This is a genomic window from Enorma phocaeensis (assembly GCF_900186505.1).
Lineage (GTDB): Bacteria > Actinomycetota > Coriobacteriia > Coriobacteriales > Coriobacteriaceae > Enorma > Enorma phocaeensis.
In genome coordinates, this window is sequence record NZ_LT891969.1 from 477,045 (window position 1) to 499,721 (window position 22,677).

Genomic DNA, 22,677 nt, shown 5'->3' on the forward strand with positions numbered 1-22,677 from the left:
TATGGGGGAGGGACATGTCGTACCGGGTCACCACGCAGGTATATTCAGGGCCGTTCGATCTGTTGCTCCAGCTTGTTTCCCGCCAGAAGGTCGACATCGGGGCTATATCCATCTCCGAGGTGACCGAGCAGTACCTCGAGGAAGTGGAGCGCCTCGAAGCGCTCGACCTCGACGTTGCAAGCGACTTCTTGCTCGTGGCGGCGACGCTCCTCGACATCAAGGCCGCCTCGCTCGTTCCCGATGAAGGACCTCGTACGGTTGAGGACGACGACAGTGACGATGACGAGCTCGCAAGCCTCGATGGAGACGCCCTGCGCGAAGTGCTCATCCAGCGCCTGATCGCATACAAGCAGTTCAAGGCCGCCGCTGCCGCGCTCGGTTCCCGCATGGAGGCGGAGCGCCGCATGCATCCGCGCGTTGCTGGTCCCGACCCCGAGTTCTTGGGCCTCATGCCCGATTACCTCGCCGGTATCACCTTGCGCGGCCTCGCGGTCATCTGCGCGGATCTGGACAGCCGCCGCGAGACGTTCCTCCTCGAGGCGGAGCATGTGGCCCCCAAGCGCCTCCCGCTCGAGCTCACCGTGGCCTCGGTCGACCGATTCACCATGGCTCGTCCTACCACGACCTTCCGCGAGCTCCTCGATGAGGGAGCAACCACCGAGCAGCTCGTCGCAACCTTCCTTGCTATCCTCGAACTTGCTAAACGCGGGTCGGTCACGCTTGCGCAAGACGAGAACTTCGGCGAGATCCAGATCGAGCGCGTAGAGGGCGCGCCGGCTTATCACCCAGGTGATGCCCTTGCTATCGAGGAGACCGACGAATGATGGCTTCGTTCCCGCACCCCCTTTCTATCTCCCCGGGAGGCCCAAGATGAAGGACTTGGACAACTTGAACCCACTCTCGCCCAAGGCTGCCCTCGAGGCGCTGCTCCTGGTGTCGAGCGACCCGGTAAGCGCGAGCGCCCTTGCGCAGGCCATCGACATCACACCGGGAGAATGCGCTTCGCTTCTGGCTGAGCTCAAGGTAGAGTACGAGGAGGCGGAGCGAGGCTTCCAGCTACGTGAGGTCGCAGGGGGCTGGCGCTTGTTCACCCATCCCGCCTACCACGACCAAGTTGAGTCGTTCGTGCTTTCATGGGACACCCAGAAGCTTTCGCAGGCTGCTTTGGAGACGCTCGCCGTCATCGCGTACCATCAGCCGGTCACGCGTGAGACGGTGAAGGGCATCCGTGGCGTCAATTCCGATGGCGTCATCTCGTCGCTCGTTGACAAGGGGCTCGTCCGCGAGATGGGGCGCGATGCGGAGCGCGGCCAGGCGATCCTGTACGGTACGACCAACGCCTTCTTGGAGAAGTTCGGCCTTCGCTCCACCCGCGACCTTCCCGATCTCGAGCAATTTGCACCCGATGAGCAAGCGCGTCATTTCATTCGCGAGCGCCTGTCCGGCAGGTCCATCCAATCCACGCTGGAAGAGGCCGACCAGGATCTCGAAGAGGAACACGAGCTGATCGATGATGCCTATGACGAGGACGACGACCTCATGATCGTGGGCAATGCGACGGATGAGGAATTCGATGACTGACGACGCCCGCCGCATCGAAGGCAACGGCCCATGGCCTCATACCATGCGCCTCCAGCGATTCCTAGCGCGCGCCGGCGTGGCGAGCAGGCGGGGCTCGGAGAACCTGATGACTGCCGGGCGCGTAAGCGTCAACGGCGTGGTCGCCTGCGAGCTCGGTACCAAGATCGATGTCGACCGCGACGTAGTCGAGGTCGATGGGATGCGCGTGAGCTGGCCTGCTGAAGCCGTCTACCTCATGCTCCACAAGCCTTCGGGGTACCTGACCACCATGAGCGATCCTCAGGGTAGGCCGACGGTTGCCGAGCTCGTGCCCTGCGATCGCTATCCAGGGCTCTTCCCGGTTGGCAGGCTGGATATGGATACCACGGGCCTGCTCCTCTTCACGACCGATGGCGATCTGGGACAGGCGCTCCTGCATCCTTCACGCCATGTCGAGAAGACCTACCTCGCATTGGTTGATGGCTCAATGAGCGATCGGGAGCTCGAGCCCCTTAGGAAAGGGATCGTACTCGACGACGGACCCTGCCAGCCCGCACGATGCTCGCTTCTCGAGACGGTTCCGCCAGATGCCGGCTGCTCGTTCAAACGCGTGCGAGGCACCTCGCTGGTCGAGATCGACATCCATGAGGGTCGCAAGAACCAGGTGAAGCGCATGCTCGGCGCCGTCCACCATCCGGTTCTAGAGCTCCACCGCCCTGCGTTCGGTCCGCTTCGCCTCAACGGGCTTGCTAGCGGGTCATGGCGGGAGCTCGAGAGGGCCGAGCTGGATGCCCTGCGTGAATGCTCATGTACGGTAAAGAAGCAAGCAACCGAAAACAATAGATAGACCGCCAGCACTACACTATTCCGAACCAAAGACCAAAAGATAAGCATTTTGAGAAAATCTAAACTTTTGGATTTTCCTACAATGCCGACTACGGCGGAATCCCTCCCACTCCTTATATATTTCTTTCTGTATACATTGAATTTGTATTTAGTAAAATGCAGACAACACCACGGATCGGCTTTTGGCTGGACAATTCCAACCAAACACCGCAGCAGACAGTAGAAACCATTCTGAACGTTAGGAAGCCGGTATGATTGTTACATATAAGGGGAAGAAAAATTTCTTTTAGATACTTGTTTTCCTAAAACTGATGTGATATAATAATTCAAACCCCCAGAAAAGGAGTAAAAAATATGCGGCAAGGTATTCTTAAATAAAACTATAATCAAATAGTGGGAACAAAGGATTATGATAGTCCCTTTTGTAGGGGCTTAGTTTTTTGTACCCAATTTAAGAATACTTTTGCCTTATCAATTTTGACATATCCCCAAAAACAGCACTCACAAACAGGTGTATGCTGTATATGCGTATGTCCGCAAATTATCATCCCCAGCGGTAAAAGTATTTTACTGCTGGGGATTTTTATGCCCTTCGGGGCAGTAAAGGGAGGACAATCACATGAAAATAATCAATATTGGAATTCTTGCCCATGTAGACGCTGGAAAGACGACCTTGACGGAGAGCCTGCTATATGCCAGCGGAGCCATTTCAGAACCGGGGAGCGTCGAAAAAGGGACAACGAGGACGGACACCATGTTTTTGGAGCGGCAGCGTGGGATTACCATTCAAGCGGCAGTCACTTCCTTCCAGTGGCACAGATGTAAAGTCAACATTGTGGATACGCCCGGCCACATGGATTTTTTGGCGGAGGTGTACCGCTCTTTGGCTGTTTTAGATGGGGCCATCTTGGTGATCTCCGCTAAAGATGGCGTGCAGGCCCAGACCCGTATTCTGTTCCATGCCCTGCGGAAAATGAACATTCCCACCGTTATCTTTATCAACAAGATCGACCAGGCTGGCGTTGATTTGCAGAGCGTGGTTCAGTCTGTTCGGGATAAGCTCTCCGCCGATATTATCATCAAGCAGACGGTGTCGCTGTCCCCGGAAATAGTCCTGGAGGAAAATACCGACATAGAAGCATGGGATGCGGTCATCGAAAATAACGATAAATTATTGGAAAAGTATATCGCAGGAGAACCAATCAGCCGGGAAAAACTTGTGCGGGAGGAACAGCGGCGGGTTCAAGACGCCTCCCTGTTCCCGGTCTATTATGGCAGCGCCAAAAAGGGCCTTGGCATTCAACCGTTGATGGATGCGGTGACAGGGCTGTTCCAACCGATTGGGGAACAGGGGAGCGCCGCCCTATGCGGCAGCGTTTTCAAGGTGGAGTATACAGATTGCGGCCAGCGGCGTGTCTATCTACGGCTATACAGCGGAACGCTGCGCCTGCGGGATACGGTGGCCCTGGCCGGGAGAGAAAAGCTGAAAATCACAGAGATGCGTATTCCATCCAAAGGGGAAATTGTTCGGACAGACACCGCTTATCCGGGTGAAATTGTTATCCTTCCCAGCGACAGCGTGAGGTTAAACGATGTATTAGGGGACCCAACCCGGCTCCCTCGTAAAAGGTGGCGTGAGGACCCCCTCCCCATGCTGCGGACGTCGATTGCGCCGAAAACGGCAGCGCAAAGAGAACGGCTGCTGGACGCTCTTACGCAACTTGCGGATACTGACCCGCTTTTGCGCTGCGAGGTGGATTCCATCACCCATGAGATCATTCTTTCTTTTTTGGGCCGGGTGCAGTTGGAGGTTGTTTCCGCTTTGCTGTCGGAAAAATACAAGCTTGAAACAGTGGTAAAGGAACCCACCGTCATTTATATGGAGCGGCCGCTCAAAGCAGCCAGCCACACCATCCATATCGAGGTGCCGCCCAACCCGTTTTGGGCATCCATCGGACTGTCTGTTACACCACTCCCGCTTGGCTCCGGTGTACAATACGAGAGCCGGGTTTCGCTGGGATACTTGAACCAGAGTTTTCAAAACGCTGTCAGGGATGGTATCCGTTACGGGCTGGAGCAGGGCTTGTTCGGCTGGAACGTAACGGACTGTAAGATTTGCTTTGAATACGGGCTTTATTACAGTCCGGTCAGCACGCCGGCGGACTTCCGCTCATTGGCCCCGATTGTATTGGAACAGGCATTGAAGGAATCAGGGACGCAACTGCTGGAACCTTATCTCTCCTTCACCCTCTATGCGCCCCGGGAATATCTTTCCAGGGCTTATCATGATGCACCGAAATACTGTGCCACCATCGAAACGGTCCAGGTAAAAAAGGATGAAGTTGTCTTTACTGGCGAGATTCCCGCCCGCTGTATACAGGCATACCGTACTGATCTGGCCTTTTACACCAACGGGCAGAGCGTATGCCTTACAGAACTGAAAGGGTATCAGGCCGCTGTCGGCAAGCCAGTCATCCAGCCCCGCCGTCCAAACAGCCGCCTGGACAAGGTGCGCTATATGTTTCAGAAGATAATGTAACGTCTTGCGCAATGCAAGCGTTCATTGCTGGCTATTGCGAAATATCATTGATAAAATCAGTATCAGAGAGGAGAAACTATTTTGAACCAGGAACAGACGAATATTACAACAGGAAAGCAAATACGTCATCTGCGAACATGAGGACAATGTGAACGGCAAAATCAGCGACGAGCGTTTCATGGAATTGTCGGCAGACTACGAGCAGGAGCAGCGGGAACTGAAAGACCGCGCCGCCGCTTTGCAGGCCGAACTGGACAAGTCGCAGGCCGCCACCGTCAACGCGGAAAAGTTTATGGGGATTGTCCGAAAGCACCTTGCCTTTGAGGAACTTACCCCCACCCTCTTGCGGGAAATGATTGAAAAAAACGTTGTGCATGAGTGCAGCTATGACGAGAACGGCACCCGCAGGCAGGACATTGAGATTTATTACAGCTTTGTCGGCAAGATTGATTTGCCGGAATAACCGCCCGACCTATCCGACACAATGGCCAAGTGCCGGATAGGAACGGCAAAATTTTTTACACTTCTATTACTTCTTTATCACACATTAGTAAAGCGATAGGGGATCCAATCAACGAGCACGCCCGACAGGGCGGCCCGGATCATCAAGATGCCCGCGCAACCAAGGAAGGAACGCGCTCATGATCATAGCCATCGACGGCCCTGCGGGGTCCGGTAAATCGACCATCGCTCGCGAGGTCGCCCGACGCTTCGGGTTCCAGAAGCTCGACACGGGCGCCATGTACCGCGCGGTTGCGTATACGGCGGCAGCGCGCCATATCGACCTCGACGACGAGCCGGCGGTGACCGATCTCGCGCGCCATATCGTCATCACGGTCTCCGCCGCTCCCGAGGATGGCCAGCGCATCGCCGTCGACGGAGAGGATGTCACCCGCGAGATCCGCACGCCGGCTGTCGATGCGACGGTATCCAAGGTCTCGGCCTACCCGGGCGTGCGCAAGGCGCTCCTTTCCCATCAGCGCGCCGCTGCCGACGACCATGATGTCGTCGCCGAAGGTCGAGACATCGGCACGGTGGTGTTCCCCGAAGCCCAGATCAAGGTGTTTCTCACCGCGGACCCCCGTGAACGAGCCCGGCGCCGCGTGGCCCAGCGCCATGAAGGCGAGGACATCTCCGCAGATGCACTCGAAGACGAGGTCCAACGAACGCTCGAGGCCCTCGAGCGCCGCGACGAGCTCGATTCATCTCGCGATGTCGCCCCGCTCTCCGCTGCTCCAGACGCCGTCGTCATCGATAGCACCGCATACACCATCGACGAGGTGGTCCAGAAGATCGCCTGCCTCATCGACGGGAGGAGATAGGATGAAGCTCTTCAAATACGGTACGGAGGACTACTACGACAACGCGATGCGCGACTATCCCGTCGCCCTGCGCATCTTCTACTACGTGGTGATCGCCATACTCTTCGCGTTCAGCAAGCTCATGTGGCGTTGGAACGTTGAGAACGCCGAGCAGCTCATCGCTCGGGGTAAAACCGGCTCGGTCATCATCTGCAACCATACCTCCATGGCTGAGGTCGTAGCCCTGGTCACGCACATCGTGCGCACCGGACGGCGCGTGCGCCCCATCATGAAATCGGAGTTCAACAAGAACCCCATCATCAAATGGTTCTTCGCTCGCGTGGGCGGCATCCCGGTTGACCGTGGCACCGCCGACATGAAGGCGCTGCGCCGCGCCCAGCATGCCCTCCAACGCGGCGAGGACGTCCTCATCTACCCAGAGGGCACGCGTATCCGCACTGACGACCAGCCGGTCGTGGTGCATGGCGGCTTCGCGCTCATGGCTCAGATGGCCAAAGCCGAGATCGCTCCCATGGCGGTCTGCGGTTTTCGCGACATCACGCCTGCCGGCAAGCACCTCATGCGTCCCATGAAGACCTGGATGCGCGCGGGCGAGCGCCTTTCGCTCGATGATGCTCCCGAAGGCATGTCCCGTCGCGACCGGACCCAGTGGTTCGAGGACGAGGCCATCCGTCGTATGTACGCCGTGCGCGACGAGCTTCGCGTCGAGCATCCTGGGAGAAGGTGATGCGCATGCCAATGGATGTCGTCATCGCCGAGCACGCAGGCGCTTGCTACGGGGTCGAACGCGCGCTCAAGCTCGCCGCTTCCACCGCCCGGGAGACAACGGGCCCCGTGCATACGCTCGGCCCGCTCATCCATAACCCGCTTGTTGTCGACGAGCTCACTCAAGCAGGTGTCGAGCTTGCCGAGAGCCTCGAGGATGTCGCCTCAGGAGCCCTCATCGTGCGTACGCACGGCGTGGTTCCCCAGGTTATCGAAGACGCTCGCGGACGCGGCCTCAACGTCGTGGATGCGACCTGCCCATATGTGAAAAAGGTCCACCATGCCGCTGCCCGCCTCATCCAGGAGGGCTATCAGCTCATCGTGGTCGGCGAGGCTGGCCACCCCGAGGTCGAGGGCATCCTCGGCCATGCCGGGGGAGAGGCTTGGGTTGTAGGCGAGCCGTCCGATCTCGACCAGATCGAGGTTGCCAAGCGAGTGGGCGTGGTGGTGCAGACCACCCAGACAGCCGATCGCCTCGCCGCGATCGTTGCCGCGCTTTCGACGCGCGTGCAGGAGCTCAAGGTCGTGAACACGATCTGCGAGGCGACGAGCGAGCGTCAGCGTGCTGCGGCCGAGCTTGCCGAGCGCGCCGGCTGCATCATCGTCATCGGGGGGAAGAACTCGGGCAACACTCGGCGCTTGGCAGAGATCTGCCGTGCGCGCTGCTCCAACACACATCATATCGAGGACGCGAACGAAATCGACGCTTCATGGTTCGGCAACGTCGAGCTCTGCGGCATCACCGCCGGGGCCTCAACACCCCAAAGCCACATCCAGCGCGCGCTCGACCGCATCGAGGAGCTGGGTGCATGAGCTCGGTTCAGCATGTGCCGCCCTATGCTCGCGAGCGAGCCGATTACGCAGCAACCCATGCGCCAGATGCTCAGATAGGCGCCCTTGTTGCAGCGGTTCGCGTCGATTCGCCGGCATTCGACGCGGGAATCGAAGCCGGTATGCGCGTCACGCACGTCAATGGCGAGGCCCTTGCGGACATGATCACCTGGCTATGGGAAGCATCCGATGACGAGGTGGAGCTCGTCGTCCGCGATCCTCGCGACGGGACAGACGCAACCTGCACGCTCGAGCGCCTCCCTGGTGAGGACTGGGGCATCTCCTTCGATGGCGTCGTATTCGACGGGATGCGCACCTGCGTGAACGCCTGCACGTTCTGCTTCATGCACATGCTGCCGCCACGCATGCGCCGGACGCTCTACATCCGCGATGACGACTATCGGCTGAGCTTCCTGCAGGGGAACTTCGTCACCCTCACCAATCTGAGCGACGACGATGTCGACCGCATCATCACGCACCGCTTGAGCCCTATGAACGTATCGCTCCATGCCGTCTCGCCCGAGGTGCGCAGGCGCCTTATGGGCCGCAACGCCCAGCGGGGCATGGAGGTGCTTGAACGCCTTATCGATGCCGGTATCGAGATCCACGCGCAGATCGTCTTGCTGCCCGGCGAGAACGACGGGGCGGAACTCGAGCGCACGCTCTCCTGGTGCGCCGAGCGTCCAGCCATCACGAGCCTGGGTATCGTCCCACTCGGCTATACGCGCTTCCAGAAGCGCTTCGCTGCGTCGTTTTCCGATGATACCGCAGCGGCAAAGGCCGTCATAGATCAGGTCCGACCCTACCAAGAACGCTTCCGGAGCGAGCGCGGGAGCACGACGGTGCAGCTGTCGGATGAGTTTTACCTCGACGCCCGCGTCGAGGTCCCGCCTGTTGAGCACTACGACGGCTATCCGCAGTACTACGACGGCATCGGTATGATCAGAAGCTATCTTGACGAGACGGACGTCCTTGTGGAGCGCGAGCGGGGCCGTCTCGACCATATCGCCCAGACCCTTCGCGATCGCTCGCTCTCCGTACTCGTCGTATCCGGTACGGCTGCTCGGGAGACGGTTTCCCGGCTCGTTTCCTTGGCGAACATCCCCGGGCGTGTCTGCGCTGTCGAGAACCGTTACTTCGGAGGGAACGTCGACGTCACCGGACTCATATGCGGATGCGATCTTCTAGAGCAGCTGCCCGCCGAGCTCCATGGGGTTATGCTCTTTGTGCCGGACGTCATGTTCAACGCCGACGGGCTCACGCTGGACGGTTATCATCAAGATGAGCTCGAGGCCGAGCTTGTGGATCGTGGAGCCCGAGTCTTCATCGCGTCCACCATGCCCGAAGCGCTCATAGACGCCATCGAGCGTGGCCTCGCTGCATACAACGTATAGTCCTTACAGCTCAAGGAGCGCATATGAAACCCATCGTAGCCGTCGTCGGCAGGCCGAACGTCGGTAAGTCGACGCTCGTCAACCGCTTAGCGCGGACGCAGGATGCCATCGTCCATGAAAGCCGCGGCGTCACGCGTGACCGTTCCTACCACGACGCCGATTGGAACGGACGCGACTTCATCCTCGTCGATACGGGCGGCATCGAACCGCTCAAGAGCGACGACGTCTTCTCTGCTTCGATTCGCGACCAAGCGCTCGCGGCTGCAGAGGAGGCCGATGTCGTGCTGTTCGTGGTAGACGGCTCCGTTGGCGTCACGGAAGAGGACGAATCGGTCGCGCGCATGCTGAAGCGCGTCAAGAAGCCCTTGTTCCTACTTGTCAACAAGCTTGATAACCCGGACCGCGAGCAGGAGCGGCTCTGGGAGTTCTACTCGCTGGGCCTAGGCGACCCTCGTCCCATCTCCGCCCATCATGGTCATGGCACGGGCGATCTCCTCGATGAAGTCGTGGCCGCCCTGCCGGATGAACAGGAAGACGAGGAACCCTATCCCGAGGCGCTCGGCGTAGCCATCATTGGACGGCCCAATGCCGGCAAGTCCTCGCTCTTCAACAAGATTTTGGGTTCGGATCGCTCGATCGTGTCCAATGTCGCGGGCACCACCCGCGACGCCATCGATACCTACGTGGAACGCGGCGGCGCGCGCTATCGTCTTGTCGACACGGCCGGTATCCGCAAGAAGAGCACGGTTTACGAAAACGTCGAGTACTACTCGATGGTCCGAGGCCTTAGAGCCATCGATCGCGCAGACGTCGCGCTGCTTGTGGTGGATTCGAGCATCGGTATGACCGAGCAGGACCAGAAAGTCGCGAACCTTGCTATCGAGCGCGGCTGCGCGCTGGTCATCCTGCTCAACAAGTGGGACCTGCTTGCGGACGACGAGGCGCGCGCCAAGGTCATGGAGACCGTCGATCGCCGCATGACCTTGGCGCCGTGGGCTCGCTACCTGCGCATCTCTGCCCTTACCGGCCGCTCGGTCGAGAAGATCTGGGACCTTGTCGATAAGGCTGCGGCCACGCGCGCCCAGAAGCTCACCACCTCGGCGCTCAACAAGTTCCTTACCGAGCTCCGCGAGTTCGGCCACACCGTGGTCGACGGAAAGCGTCGCCTGCGCATGCATTACGTGACGCAAACCGGTGTGAACCCTCCGACCTTCACGTTCTTCGTGAACCATCCGGACCTGGTTGACCCCACGTACCGTCGCTACATCGAGAACCGCATGCGCGAGAAATTCGACTTCGCCGGTACGCCCATACGGTTGAAGTTCCAGCGCAAGAACGACGGTCAGAAGTCGGGGGAGTAGCATGCAATACGGTTTGGACACGGCGATCTATCTCGAGATCGGCCTCATGCTCGTCTCGTACCTCATCTGCGGGATCCCCTTCGGCAAGATCCTTGCCAAGCGCTTCGCCCATAAGGACCTCCAGAAGGAGGGTTCGGGCAACATCGGCACTACGAACGCCCTGCGCGTAGCCGGACCGAAGGTCGCCGCGATCACGCTCGCCTTCGACCTGCTCAAGGGAACGGTCTGCGTGATCTCCGCAAAGCAGGTCCTCCTTGGTGCACCCTGGGCACCAGGGATTCCCGTCGACGTCCTCATCGCCCTCGTTGCCCTCGCGTGCCTGTATGGCCATATCTTCTCTCCGTATCTCCACTTCAACGGAGGCAAGGGCATCGCGACCGGCGTGGGAATCCTCTTTGGGTTCTTCTGGCCCCTCGCCCTCATCCATCTTGCGATATTCATCGTGCTCGTCGCGATCACGCGCTATGTCTCGGTCGGGTCGATCGTGACGGCGGCCTTGGTGCCGCTCACGGTGTTCATCGCGTTCCCGACCCTCGATCCTTTGGCGATCGCCATCTGGGCGCTGTTGGGATGGACCGTTGTATGGGCCCATCGCGGCAACATCGGCCGCCTGCGCGCCGGCACAGAATCGAAGCTCTCATTTGGTTCCAAGAAGGAGGCATAGATGAAGATCGCCGTCATCGGAGCCGGTTCCTGGGGAACTGCCATCGCCGGCGTCGCCGCCGCCAAGGCGGACGAGGTCGTGCTCTGGTCTCATGATGCCCCTGTGCCGGATGGTATCAACCGCAACCATCGAAACCCCCTCTATCTCACCGATTACACGCTTCCTGCCAACGTGACCTGCACAGGCGACTTCGCAGCAGCGCTTTCGGGATGCGAGGGCATCATCGTCGTCGTGCCCTCGCCCTTCATACGCTCGACCCTCCGCAATGCTGCGCCCGAGGTGCCTGCAGGGGTGCCCGTCCTCACCCTCACGAAGGGCATCGAAGCCGAAACGGGCAAGCTCATGAGCGATATCGTTATCGAGGAGCTTGGCGGAGCGGAGCGCGTGGCGGCCCTTTCCGGCCCTAACCACGCGGAGGAGATCTGCACGGGCAGCCTGTCCGCAGCCGTCATCGCCGCGCAGAAGCCTGAGGTCGCGGAGTTCTTCAAGGACCTCCTCATCTCGCCGACGTTCAGAATCTACACCTCTGACGACATGTGCGGCATCGAGACATGCGGCGCCGTGAAGAACGTCATCGCCATCGTCTGCGGCATCGCTGCGGGCGCGGGCTATGGCGACAACACGCTCGCGCTCATCATGACCCGCGGCCTAGCGGAGATCAGCCGCATCGTGTTCGCCTGCGGCGGGCGTCCCATGACGTGCATGGGCCTTGCCGGCATGGGGGACCTCATCGCCACGTGCACCTCCGAGCACTCGCGCAACCGCACGTTCGGCGTCTCCTTTGCCCATGGCGAGAGCCTTGATGAGTACCAAGCTCGCACGCACATGATCGTCGAGGGCGCCGTTGCCGCCAAGAGCACGGCCCAGCTCGCCCGCAAGCTCAATGTCGACGCGCCGATCACCTTCGCTCTCGAAGCCGCCCTCTACGGCGGCGCCTCGATGGAGGATGCCCTCCACATGCTCATCGACCGCTTCCCAACCGAGGAATTCTACGGACTCGACGGCGAGACCGCATAGAGAAAGGACCCTCCCATGGCTCACGATGCACGCATCGCACCTTCCATCCTTTCCGCCGACATGGCCCACCTGGCGCGCGACCTCGAGCGCATCTCTGGGGCCGACCTCATCCACATCGACGTCATGGACGGCCACTTCACCGGCAACCTCACCTTTGGAGCCGGGATCGTCGCCGCCTGCAAGCGCTCCACGGATGTGCCGCTCGATGTCCACATGATGGTGACGAATCCCGATGAAACCATCGATTGGTACCTCGATGCCGGAGCCGATATCGTGACCGTGCACGCGGAAGCCTCCACGCATCTGCATCGAACCGTGATGCATATCAAGGATAGCGGCGCCCAGGCGGGCGTGGTGCTCAATCCCGCGACTCCCGTCTCGGTTGTCGAGGATATCCTGCCCGAGCTCGATATGGTGCTCATCATGAGCGTGAACCCCGGCTTCGGCGGGCAGTCCTTCATCGAAGGCACCTACGCTAAGCTCGAGCGCCTGAATTCCCTTTGCGACGCATCGGGATATCATCCCAGCATCGAAGTTGACGGGGGCATCTCGTCGAAGAACATTGAGCGCGTGGCCGCCCTTGGAGCGGACACCTTCGTTGCCGGCTCTGCGGTCTTTGGCGCAGATGATCCTGCCGCCGAGATCGAGCTCCTCCGCAGCCTCGCCCAATCGGCCATGCGGTCTGGTGCGGCTCGATGAGACTTCGCGCCAACGAGCTCGTGAACCTTGATTACGCCGCATCCACGCCGCTCAGGGATGAGGCTATTCAAGCAATGGCGTCTTATGATGCCTCGCCTTTGGCGGGTGCGAACCCGAACTCGCTCCACTCGCTAGGGCGGCTTGCGGCGCAGGAGCTCGAAAGCTCCCGGCGCACCATCGCGCGGAGTCTCGGGCGCACGGTAAGGCCCCACGAGGTTATCCTCACCGCTGGCGGGACCGAGGCTAACGTTCGGTCTCTGATGGGCATCGCAGAGGGGATGCGCCAGCGCGACCATAATCGCACGCGCGTGATCGTCAGCGCCATCGAGCATGATTCCATCTTGGACAACATACCCGAGTTCCATAGGCGCGGATTCTCTGTCGACGTGGTCGCACCTGACCGGCAGGGGAGGGTGGTCCCCTCGTCGCTTGCCGAACTCTTGCGCGAGGATGTCGCACTTGTTTCCATCATGCTCGCCAACAACGAGACGGGGGTCGTGCAGCCAATTGACGAGCTCTCAAGGCTCGCTCACGATTCTGGCGCATGCTTTCATACCGACGCGATCCAAGGGTACCTGCACATCCCCTTCGACGTCTCCTCGTTGGGGGTCGACGCCCTCTCGCTCGCCGGTCACAAGGTCGGCGCTCCGGTTTCCTGCGGCGCCATCTACCTCAAGCAAGGAACGCCCTTCATGGCCATCTCCCATGGAGGCGGGCAGGAGGCTGGCAGAAGGCCCGGTACGCAAGACGTGCGCAGCGCGGTCGCTCTCGCTGCCGTCGCGCGTTCCCTGGCCCCGCATGTGGCTTTGGAGCGCAAGCGTCTGGAAGCGCTTGCGGATGCGTTGTATCTCAAACTCACCGCTAGCGGACGCATCCACGCGACCATGGGCGATCCGAATTCCGTCGATCGGCTGCCCGGCATCGTGTCGGTCTTCGTAGACGGATGGGAATCGGAGGACCTGATTCTCAAGCTCGATAGCCTTGGGTTCTGCGTTTCTGCTGGGTCCGCCTGTTCGAGCGGGTCTGCGAAAGCGAGCCACGTGCTCACCGCGATGGGGATTCCCCAATCGCAGGCATCTGGCTCGCTGAGGATCTCCTTCGACGACCGAGTTGACCCGCAATCGCTCGACCGCTTCGCTCAAGAGCTCGTAGGCTTGGTCCAGGGGAGGGCATGATGACCATCGATAACCTTCTAGAGGCGTTGCTCACTCGCTTTCCTGCAGAGGACGCGGAAGAGTGGGACCATATTGGCCTCTCTGTCGGTGACCCTTCAGACAGGGTTCGCGGGGTGCTCGTAAGCCTCGATGTGACGCCTCAGTCGATCGATGCTGCGCAGCGTGCGGGGGCGAACGTGCTGCTCACTCATCACCCCGTCTATCTCAAGGCGCCGAGCGCGTTCGTGCCTCGATCAGACCAGAACCATCCCTTGAGCTCCGAGACGCTCTACAAGGCGATCAAGGAGGAAGTCACCGTCATCTCGCTTCACACGAACCTCGACCGCTCCATCGAGGCCCGAAAGCTTCTTGCCAGCATGTTGGAGGTCTCTACCTCCGGTTCGCTTGAGCATCCCGATGATGCCGAGGCCAAGGGATACGGGATGGTATCGGGGGCGGTCGAGCTGTCTCTGAGCGACCTTGCCGTACGCGCGGCGCGCGCCTTCAATACCGATCCACGGGTATGGGGCAGGCCGAGCTCGCCGGTGAGACGCCTTTCGATGCTTGGCGGCTCGCTTGGTGATTTCGGTGATCATGCCCTCGCTTGCGGGGCGGATGCAGTCATATGCGGGGAGGCGGGCTATCATGTATGCCAGGATCTCGCCGCACGGGGTTTGGGAATCATTCTCTTAGGCCATGATGCCTCGGAGCAGCCATTCACCAAGGTTCTTGCGGATGCTGCGCACGAGATTGCCGGCGAGGATATGAATGTGACGATTTTCGATCCGCCGCGTCAATGGTGGACCGTCTTGGAAGGAGTTCGCTGAATGGGCGAAGGACAGTTGCTTCTCAAGCTGCAGGAAACCGATCTTGAACTCGTGAGGCACCGCTCGGAGCTCAACGCTCTTCCCGAGATCAAGTCACTTGCCCAGAAGCGCAAATCGCTCGCAGCCGCTAAGGATGAGCTGCTTCGCGTAACGGGCCGACGCAAAGACCTCGAGACGTATCTCGGCGAGCTCGATGAGGAAGAGCGCTTGTGCTTGGAGGACATCGAGCACGCCCAGGAGCACGCGGCTTCGGCCATGGATTACAGCGAAGTGCAGGATATCGAATACGAACTCTCACGGCTTGCCAAAGAGCTGGACAAGATCGCCTTCGAGCGCAAGGACTACCAGTCCCAGCTTGAGGTGATCTCCGAGCGCGAGGCGAAGGGGTCTTCGTTTATCGCTAAGCTCGAGAAAGCCATACTTTCTGCCGCGCAGGCTGCCCGCGATCATGCTTCCGGTATCCAAGAGGACATCGAGCGATGCACGAGGACGCGCGAGAAGATTCTGTCCGGCCTTCCTGCTGACGTTCAGCAGCGTTATGAGGAGGCTTCCAAGCGCTATAACGGGCTTGCCGTCGAGCGCCTTCAAGGATCCATCCCCTCGATTTGTCGCATGACGCTTACCGAGTCCTCGTTGAACGACCTCAAGCGAGCCGGTGCGCTTACCGAGTGCCCGTACTGCCACCGCATCCTCATCGTCGAGGAGGACTAGCGATGGCGGAGGATACGACTCGGCGCTGCGCTCTGGTCTGCGTTACCGGGTGCATTGCGGCTTACAAGGCCTGCGAGCTTGTTCGTCTGCTTCAGAAGGGCGGGCTGCGCGTGAAAGTTCTTATGAGCGAGCACGCAACGCACTTCGTTGACCCCCTCACGTTTCGCGCGCTCACGCACGAGCCGGTTGCGGTCGGCTTATTCGATGACCCATCGGATCCCATACACCATATCTCCCTGGCGCAGGAAGCCGATATCGTCCTTGTAGCACCTGGAACCGCGAACATCATCGCCAAGATGGCCAACGGCATCGCTGACGACCTGATCTCGACGACGCTCCTTGCGACCACCGCGCCCATACTCGTCGCACCTGCCATGAATGTGAACATGTGGCGCGCCGCGGCCACACAAGAAAACATCGCCACGCTTATGCGACGCGGCATCGAGATCGTGTCGCCAGGGGTTGGCTATCTCGCTTGCGGAGACGTTGCTGAAGGCAGGCTCGCCGATCCAGCTGATATCGCCGAGCGCGCCTTTGCCGTTCTCGATTCCAGCGACCTGCTCACAGGTAAGCGGATCGTCATCACGGCAGGTCCCACGCACGAGCCCATCGATAGCGTGCGCTATATCGCCAACCGCTCTTCGGGCAAGATGGGATGCGCCCTCGCCCGGGCCGCACAACGCATGGGAGCCGATGTAGCGCTCGTACTTGGGCCTTGTCAGGCTTCCGTGCCCGCTGGAGTCGAGGTCGTCAGGGTCGAGACCGCAGCCGAGATGCTTGAAGCGACCGTTGCAGCGTTCGGTGGCGCATCGATGGCCATCTGCGCCGCCGCTGTCGCCGACTACACTCCAAAGGCTCCTGCGAATCGCAAGCTCAAAAAGGGGTTGGACAAGCTCGATACCATCGAGCTCATCCAGACTGCCGACATCCTCGCATCGCTTTCCGAGCGCAAGGGCGATCGCATCGTTATCGGTTTCGCCGCAGAGACCGGAGACGCTGTTGGCTACGGTCAGGCCAAGCTTGCTCGCAAGGGCTGCGACGCCATCGTCGCCAACGATGTTTCCCGTGCAGATTCAGGCTTTGGCAGCGATACCGATAAGGCTTGGTGGATAACCCGCACCGGTGCCGAGGAGCTGCCCGTACTAAGCAAAGACGAGCTTGCTCGCGAGATATTGCTTCGCGCTCTGCGCCTTATGAGCAAATGATCCGTCCGATCGCGCCTATCTACGAAACGCATCGGCATTTTTGATTTTGGGGCTTGCGCTTCGAGTGAGAGTTGAGTAAAGTATCTTTTGCTGTCAGATGAGGCGGCAATGCTTCGGGACGTGGCGCAGCTTGGTAGCGCACTTGACTGGGGGTCAAGGGGTCGCTGGTTCGAATCCAGTCGTCCCGACCAGAAGGATCGAGGCACCGGTTTTTGCCGGTGCCTTTTTTCATAGCTTGTGAAGCCATCTGGCTAGACATGCCATCCATGGGTATCATGCAACAAGTGCGTGAAATCGTTAGGAAGAGTTAGGTGCCATCGTGAGACGGAAGCAGAGGGTAGCCAAAGATCTCATTGGCACCCCCGATTACCCCTCGAACAAAGTATTCACCATTTCAAATTTCATCACCGCACTCCGCTTGGTACTCACCTTTGTATTCCTCTACCTTTTCGTAGCCGACGTGAACCGCTATGTGGCATTGGTCATCTATGCCGTCGCTGCAAGTACCGACTGGCTTGATGGGCAGATCGCACGTCGCACGCACACCGTCAGCTGGCTTGGCAAAATGATGGATCCGGTAGTGGACCGCGCGTTGCTCTTCACCGGGGTCATCGGTCTTGTTGCCCGAGGGGAGCTGCCGGTCTGGGTCTGCCTGGTCATCATTTTCCGAGATGTGTATCTTGCTATCGGCAATTCCATCGTGCACCGGTACCATAAGCGTCCGATCGATGTCGTGCTCACCGGCAAGGCCGCAACAGCGCTGCTCATGACGGGATTCTCCTTCATGCTGCTCGGGCTCCCCCTTGTACAGGGGCTTGGTTGGCTCGGGGAGTACAGCGCGATCTTCCCAGGCCTCGATGGACGCGAGGTGCCCATGGGCATTCTTCTGGTCTACCTTGGCGTGGCGTTCTCCCTCATAACCGCCGTGGTGTATACCGTAAAGGGTTATCGAGCCTGCAAGCACGCCATCGAACACCCGGAAGAAGAGGAAGAGGACTTTTTCAACCCTGAAATCGTGGATTGTGACGATGCAACACGAGAGTAGGAGCACGAAGTTCCTTCCTGCGGTAGAATAGCCACAGAACCAGACGTTTACGCTACGTTCAAGATTGACAGATGGGGGTTCACATGTCAGACCCGATGATCGAATCCACCCGAGTATTCCGTATGCCCACCGATGATGCTACAGCGCCCGACCTCATGAAGAGCGCCCGCATCACGAACCCGGTGCTTTCGATCATTAAAGGGCCCCAAACGGGCAATACCTTCCAGCTGAATGGCCCGGAGACCACCATCGGTCGAGATCCTGCGAACGCCATCTTCCTCAACGACATGACCGTCTCGCGCGCTCACGCGAAGATCGTGCGTGATGCTTCTAACGTCGTCATCGAGGATTTGGGTTCGCTCAACGGCACATGGGTCGATGGGGCGATCGTCACATCTTCCGCCTTGCATGATGGCTCCTCGGTCCAAATCGGCACCTTCACCCTCGTTTATCATGAAAGCCAGCCGGAGCGCATAGAGACTGGTGAGTAGGTTTGGCTGAGCGCAGCTATCTGAGTATCGGCCAGGTCGTCAACCTTCTTCGCGGCACGTATCCGGATTTATCCAACTCTAAGATCCGCTTCCTCGAGGACGAGGGGCTCATAACTCCACATCGCACGCCAAAGGGGTATCGACAGTACTCCATGGATGATGTCGAGCGTCTCGAGGTTATCCTGCATCTGCAAAAGACGCGCTACATGCCATTGAACGTCATCAAGCAAAGGCTCGAAAGCGCCGATGATTTGAGGACCTTGGCGTATGAGGTCGGGCTGCTTTCCGATGTGCCCATGAAGACCCAGCCCAAGGAAACCAAGCAGAAGCTGCATCCGCTCGAGGATATTCCCGATCTTCTGGGTGTGAGCATCTCCTTCGTTCGCTCGCTCGCGCAAAACGACCTCGTTCACATCATCAAGAGCCCTAAGAACCGCGAGCTGGTAGACGGCAGCGAGTTCGAGATCATCCGATACTGCTCGGAGCTTTCACGTTTCCATATCGAACCGCGCAACCTGCGCCAGTACGCTCTTTCGGCAAATCGCGAATCCACCATGTTCGAACAGGTGCTTATTGGAATGCTCGGCATGGACGATAGCGACGAGGACCGCAATGCTAAGCTCGAACGGGCGTTCAACAAGCTCCACGACCTTACCGATGGGGTTCATACCGCGCTGCTTAAGAATCGTGTATTCGAATCTCTCAACGCCGTGGTCAAGGACGCCGATGTAGATTCCATCGATGACGAGATCTCCCGCGCAGAAGCGAAGCGGGCTCGATCCCAACAAGATGACGAACAGAGCGGTTCAAAGAATGCAGCCAGTAGCGCGAGTACAACTCGTCGAGCAAGCCGCAGGCGTGCAAGCAACTAGGGGAGGAACCATGGCAGATTTCGATTTCAGCTCCTACATCGCTGATATTCCCGATTATCCAGAGCCCGGAGTCGTCTTCAAGGACATCACGCCCCTCTTCGCAGATGCTAAGGCTATGCGAGCTGCCATCGATGCAATCGCCGACCATTTCCGAGATCAAGGGGTCACCAAGGTCATCGGTCCTGAAGCCCGAGGCTTCATGGTAGGCGTGCCCGTTGCGCTCGAGCTCGGAGCTGGCTTCATCCCCGCACGGAAGCCCGGGAAGCTGCCTCGCAAGACGATATCTATCAGCTATGACCTGGAATATGGCAGCGATACGCTAGAGATCCACGCAGATGCCCTGACGCCAGAGGACCGCGTTATCGTGATCGATGACCTCATCGCAACGGGCGGCACCATCGCCGCGACCGGCTCCCTAGTCGAGCGCATGGGCGCCACCCTCGTTGGCTACGGATGCGTCATGGAGCTTTCATTCCTCGAACCACGCAAGAAGCTCGTCGAACACGGTGACCACGACGTCTTCAGCTTGGTGCAGGTATCGTAACCTGCCAGCTTTCGCCTTAACCATCCGTCACCTATAACTGTCATTTCCTACGGCGGCCTCGTGTAAACGGGGCCGCTGAGCTTTGTAGACCTAGTGAAAGGGTTCTGTAGGTTACCTCGAATCATGCCGTTCAAAGAACGACTTGCATGGCAACCGACTATAATGGCAACTGTTGTCTAGACCCCACGGAGGTTGATGCCATGCTGATGAGCGAATTCGGTCACGCTTGTGCACGAATCTCAATCGCGGCTACGCTTTCCGCTTCACTTATCTTCGCGGCAATTCCTGCCGTTCCTGCATATGCAGACCTGGAATCCGAGCTTGCAGATGCCAAAAGTGAGCTCGAGCGCATTGGCGCAGAATACCAAAACCTTCAGAGCGAACTTCAAACTGCTTCAAATGATCTTGAAGTGACGAAGGGCGAGATCGAACAGACCCAGATCGATCTCGAGCAGGCTCAGAGCGTCCTCGCAGAGAACGTCGCCAGCGAATATAAAAACGGTGGCGACCAGATTCTCGAAGTCATCTTGGGTTCCTCTGATTTCGATGACCTCATTTCGCGCGTGTTCTATATCGATAAGGTCTCTGAAGCGCAAGCGGAGGCCATCGAAGAGGTACGAACCCTTCAGGACCAGCTAATTGAGCAGCAGCAAAACGAGCAAGAGATGATCGATGACCTTCAAAGCAGGGTCGATGCTGCCGCAGAAAACCAAGAATCCGCCCAAGCTCTCGTGAGCTCTCTTTCCGCCGAAGTTCGCGCCCAACTCGAAGCCGAGGCTGCCGAGAACGCTGCGCTCGCTGCGGGAATCCAATCTGCCGAGGATGCCGAGGACGAGAATTCGCTTCGCGGCCAAACGGTCGAGAACGCGAACGATTCGCATGAAGAGGAAGCCGACGATCAGCCTGCAACGCCCTCCAATCCCGGCAACTCCGGACAGGACGACGAGAATCAGGATTCCGGCAACCAATCCGGCGGCGGCACCTCCAGCGTTGGCGGCAGCGCATTGTCAATCGCGCTCGGACAGATCGGCATGCCTTATGTCTATGGCGGCGAGAGCGTTGCCGAGGGCGGTTTCGATTGCTCCGGTCTTGTCTACTATGCCTACACCCAGCTTGGCTACACCAGCATTCCGCGTACTGCCGGAGCCCAGGCAGCCTGGGTTAAGCAAAATGGACGTTGGACCACAAACGTCAGCGAGCTCCAGTACGGTGACCTTGTCTTCTATAGCGGTCATGTTGCGTTTTACGTCGGTAACGGCCAGGTTTACGGCGCTTGGCGTCAGGGACGCCCTGCTGGATACGGTGGTATCTATGAATGCGGCCAACCCTATGGCGGCGGTAACGTATAGCTGATGTTTCAATTCATGCACTTTTAAGGCCCGCTTAAGAGCGGGCTTTTTTATCGAGGGCCACAGCAGTTGGACGAGTAAAAAAGGCTTATAGGACAAAAAGTGTGTCTCGATAGAACACGTGTCCTAATCCAGCCAGAAGGGGTACGGGTTCTTGTGGTGCAGCTCCTCCCAGACGGCCCGGTCGCCCCACTCCGGCCCGCCGTCCTCGCGCTTGGGCGACGCCGAGTAGGTCCTGTACAGGAGGTCGATGTCGTCGTCGGTGGGCATGGAGCGAAGGATCTCCCTCGCCGGCCTCGGGCCCTCGGTGTGCATGTAGCACCACCAGAAGACCGCCTTCACGCGCCGCATGAGCGACAGCCCGCGGTGGTTGCGCAGGACTTCCCTGAGCTGCGCGTTGACGCCGCCCTCGATCGGGTTGTTGGTGCGCGGCAGCGGCCCCTCCGCCGTGAGCGCGGGGTCCAGGTAGGTGAACAGCGTGCCGGCGCTCACGAGCCTCGAGAGCGACGACCTCGCCTTCCTGAGCCTCTCGTGGGTGAACTGGCGCCGGCCGTCGACGTAGGAGACGTCCTCGAGGAAGTCGGCCCAGAACCCGCACCACTGCAGGTAGCGCTCGACCCACCAGTCGGCCTGGCGGAGGGTGTCGAGGTGCATGAGCTCGATTGACAGCGCGTAGAGCTCCCTGCCCGCCTGGAGCCTCGGCCTCGTCGTCGTATAGCGCCTCACCTGCGAGAACGCGTGGAAGAGGCACCTCTGGACCCTCGTGCGCGGCCATGCGCGGCGCCTCGCCTTCTCGAAGCCCGTCCCGCCGTCGCACACCACCACGTCCGGGGCCGGGATGGGCGCCATCAGCGCCTCCCACGCCCTCGATGCCTCCGCCTGCGCCATGTACCACGAGACCACGTGCTCGCCGTCGTAGGCGATCAGCACGACGAGGTCGCGGGCGAGCCAGATGCCGTCGACGAAGAGAACGCGGCGCACCTCGCCCGTGGGCTCCGGCATGGGCCAGATCGGCCAGAAGCCCGCGGCGAGCCTCCTGAACGTGCGCCCCTGCCCGGGCATGTCCGCCTGCGTCGCCTTCGAGAGCAGCCATGCCAGGAACTCGTCGAGCCTCGCCGCCGCGTCGTCGTAGGAGACCGTGGTCGAGGCGCCGCACGCCCCGCACCTCCACCTCTGCGCGCCCGCGCTCGTCTTCCCGTTCCTCTTCATCTTCGCCCCGCAAGAGGGGCACCTGACCGCCTTCATCCCCAGCTCCTCGGTAATCGGGGTTTTAACGGCCTGATTTTCAGTCATCTACCTGCGGGACAGGAGCGAATCCGGACACACTTTCTGTCCGAGTGGTTAAATTCCCCCTGGAGATTTAAGCGCGTGAAAAAGGGGCATCGACCTGCGTCGATGCCCATGATTCGGACACACTTTTTGTCCTATAAGCCGTAAAAAAGAAGTGCCCTGTCTCTAGTTTATTCACCAATCATGATCAG

At 59.5% G+C, this 22,677-nt stretch carries 23 protein-coding genes and 1 tRNA gene; 23 read left to right on the forward strand and 1 reads right to left on the reverse strand.

Features of this window, described 5'->3' with window-relative positions:
* Positions 1–14: 14 nt before the first annotated feature.
* The 23 genes from C1717_RS05065 (at position 15) to C1717_RS05185 (ending at position 21,196) form a co-directional block, all read left to right on the forward strand.
* Positions 15–824 carry a segregation and condensation protein A gene (locus C1717_RS05065; protein ID WP_102372119.1) on the forward strand — a complete coding sequence of 270 codons (810 nt, stop codon included), beginning with the start codon at positions 15–17 and terminating at the stop codon, positions 822–824.
* Positions 825–870: 46 nt separating this feature from the next.
* Positions 871–1,581: an SMC-Scp complex subunit ScpB gene (gene scpB / locus C1717_RS05070; protein ID WP_102372120.1), complete on the forward strand. Its 711-nt coding sequence runs from the start codon at positions 871–873 to the stop codon at positions 1,579–1,581.
* The gene (locus C1717_RS05075; RefSeq protein ID WP_245859479.1) at positions 1,574–2,407 is read left to right on the forward strand and encodes a pseudouridine synthase; all 834 of its coding nucleotides are present in this window, start codon (positions 1,574–1,576) and stop codon (positions 2,405–2,407) included. The genes scpB and C1717_RS05075 overlap by 8 nt, the downstream gene beginning before the upstream one ends.
* 618 nt (positions 2,408–3,025) lie before the next feature.
* The gene (gene tet(W) / locus C1717_RS05090) at positions 3,026–4,945 is read left to right on the forward strand and encodes a tetracycline resistance ribosomal protection protein Tet(W) (protein ID WP_000691721.1); all 1,920 of its coding nucleotides are present in this window, start codon (positions 3,026–3,028) and stop codon (positions 4,943–4,945) included.
* A gap of 178 nt (positions 4,946–5,123) precedes the next feature.
* On the forward strand, positions 5,124–5,408 hold the full coding sequence (locus C1717_RS05095) for a DUF4368 domain-containing protein (RefSeq protein ID WP_077074060.1): 285 nt from the start codon (positions 5,124–5,126) through the stop codon (positions 5,406–5,408).
* A 178-nt stretch (positions 5,409–5,586) separates the two neighbouring features.
* Positions 5,587–6,267: a (d)CMP kinase gene (gene cmk / locus C1717_RS05100; RefSeq protein ID WP_102372121.1), complete on the forward strand. Its 681-nt coding sequence runs from the start codon at positions 5,587–5,589 to the stop codon at positions 6,265–6,267.
* A gap of 1 nt (position 6,268) precedes the next feature.
* Positions 6,269–6,994, forward strand: coding sequence for a lysophospholipid acyltransferase family protein (locus C1717_RS05105; protein WP_102372122.1), 726 nt, complete (start codon positions 6,269–6,271; stop codon positions 6,992–6,994).
* Positions 6,995–6,999: 5 nt separating this feature from the next.
* A complete protein-coding gene (locus C1717_RS05110) occupies positions 7,000–7,845 on the forward strand; it encodes a 4-hydroxy-3-methylbut-2-enyl diphosphate reductase (protein ID WP_102372326.1) in 846 nt (281 codons plus the stop codon).
* Positions 7,842–9,257: a DUF512 domain-containing protein gene (locus C1717_RS05115; protein WP_102372123.1), complete on the forward strand. Its 1,416-nt coding sequence runs from the start codon at positions 7,842–7,844 to the stop codon at positions 9,255–9,257. The genes C1717_RS05110 and C1717_RS05115 overlap by 4 nt, the downstream gene beginning before the upstream one ends.
* A 23-nt stretch (positions 9,258–9,280) precedes the next feature.
* Positions 9,281–10,618 (forward strand): ribosome biogenesis GTPase Der, encoded by a 1,338-nt coding sequence (gene der, locus C1717_RS05120; protein WP_102372124.1) that lies wholly within the window; start codon positions 9,281–9,283, stop codon positions 10,616–10,618.
* Between the two features lies 1 nt (position 10,619).
* On the forward strand, positions 10,620–11,282 hold the full coding sequence (gene plsY / locus C1717_RS05125; protein WP_102372125.1) for a glycerol-3-phosphate 1-O-acyltransferase PlsY: 663 nt from the start codon (positions 10,620–10,622) through the stop codon (positions 11,280–11,282).
* Positions 11,283–12,299: an NAD(P)H-dependent glycerol-3-phosphate dehydrogenase gene (locus tag C1717_RS05130; RefSeq protein WP_102372126.1), complete on the forward strand. Its 1,017-nt coding sequence runs from the start codon at positions 11,283–11,285 to the stop codon at positions 12,297–12,299.
* A gap of 15 nt (positions 12,300–12,314) precedes the next feature.
* Positions 12,315–12,998 carry a ribulose-phosphate 3-epimerase gene (rpe, locus tag C1717_RS05135; RefSeq protein WP_102372127.1) on the forward strand — a complete coding sequence of 228 codons (684 nt, stop codon included), beginning with the start codon at positions 12,315–12,317 and terminating at the stop codon, positions 12,996–12,998.
* Positions 12,995–14,173, forward strand: coding sequence for a cysteine desulfurase family protein (locus C1717_RS05140; RefSeq protein WP_102372128.1), 1,179 nt, complete (start codon positions 12,995–12,997; stop codon positions 14,171–14,173). Before rpe ends, C1717_RS05140 begins: the two co-directional genes overlap by 4 nt.
* On the forward strand, positions 14,170–14,979 hold the full coding sequence (locus tag C1717_RS05145; RefSeq protein WP_245859481.1) for a Nif3-like dinuclear metal center hexameric protein: 810 nt from the start codon (positions 14,170–14,172) through the stop codon (positions 14,977–14,979). The genes C1717_RS05140 and C1717_RS05145 overlap by 4 nt, the downstream gene beginning before the upstream one ends.
* On the forward strand, positions 14,980–15,690 hold the full coding sequence (locus C1717_RS05150) for a zinc ribbon domain-containing protein (protein WP_102372129.1): 711 nt from the start codon (positions 14,980–14,982) through the stop codon (positions 15,688–15,690).
* 2 nt (positions 15,691–15,692) lie between these two features.
* Entirely contained in the window at positions 15,693–16,895 is a 1,203-nt protein-coding gene (gene coaBC, locus C1717_RS05155) for a bifunctional phosphopantothenoylcysteine decarboxylase/phosphopantothenate--cysteine ligase CoaBC (RefSeq protein WP_102372130.1), read from the forward strand.
* A 114-nt stretch (positions 16,896–17,009) separates the two neighbouring features.
* Positions 17,010–17,086, forward strand: a tRNA-Pro gene (locus tag C1717_RS05160).
* 128 nt (positions 17,087–17,214) lie between these two features.
* Positions 17,215–17,940 (forward strand): CDP-alcohol phosphatidyltransferase family protein, encoded by a 726-nt coding sequence (locus C1717_RS05165; protein ID WP_102372131.1) that lies wholly within the window; start codon positions 17,215–17,217, stop codon positions 17,938–17,940.
* An 83-nt stretch (positions 17,941–18,023) separates the two neighbouring features.
* A complete protein-coding gene (locus C1717_RS05170; protein ID WP_102372132.1) occupies positions 18,024–18,431 on the forward strand; it encodes an FHA domain-containing protein in 408 nt (135 codons plus the stop codon).
* Between the two features lie 2 nt (positions 18,432–18,433).
* Positions 18,434–19,303: a transcriptional regulator FtsR gene (gene ftsR, locus C1717_RS05175; protein ID WP_102372133.1), complete on the forward strand. Its 870-nt coding sequence runs from the start codon at positions 18,434–18,436 to the stop codon at positions 19,301–19,303.
* Positions 19,304–19,313: 10 nt separating this feature from the next.
* Positions 19,314–19,847 carry an adenine phosphoribosyltransferase gene (locus C1717_RS05180; RefSeq protein WP_102372134.1) on the forward strand — a complete coding sequence of 178 codons (534 nt, stop codon included), beginning with the start codon at positions 19,314–19,316 and terminating at the stop codon, positions 19,845–19,847.
* 146 nt (positions 19,848–19,993) lie between these two features.
* The gene (locus C1717_RS05185) at positions 19,994–21,196 is read left to right on the forward strand and encodes a C40 family peptidase (RefSeq protein WP_245859483.1); all 1,203 of its coding nucleotides are present in this window, start codon (positions 19,994–19,996) and stop codon (positions 21,194–21,196) included.
* Between the two features lie 126 nt (positions 21,197–21,322).
* On the opposite strand, the gene C1717_RS05190 is transcribed toward C1717_RS05185, so the two are convergent.
* Positions 21,323–22,441: an IS1249 family transposase gene (locus C1717_RS05190; protein ID WP_102371851.1), complete on the reverse strand. Its 1,119-nt coding sequence runs from the start codon at positions 22,439–22,441 to the stop codon at positions 21,323–21,325.
* Between the last annotated feature and the right edge of the window lie 236 nt (positions 22,442–22,677).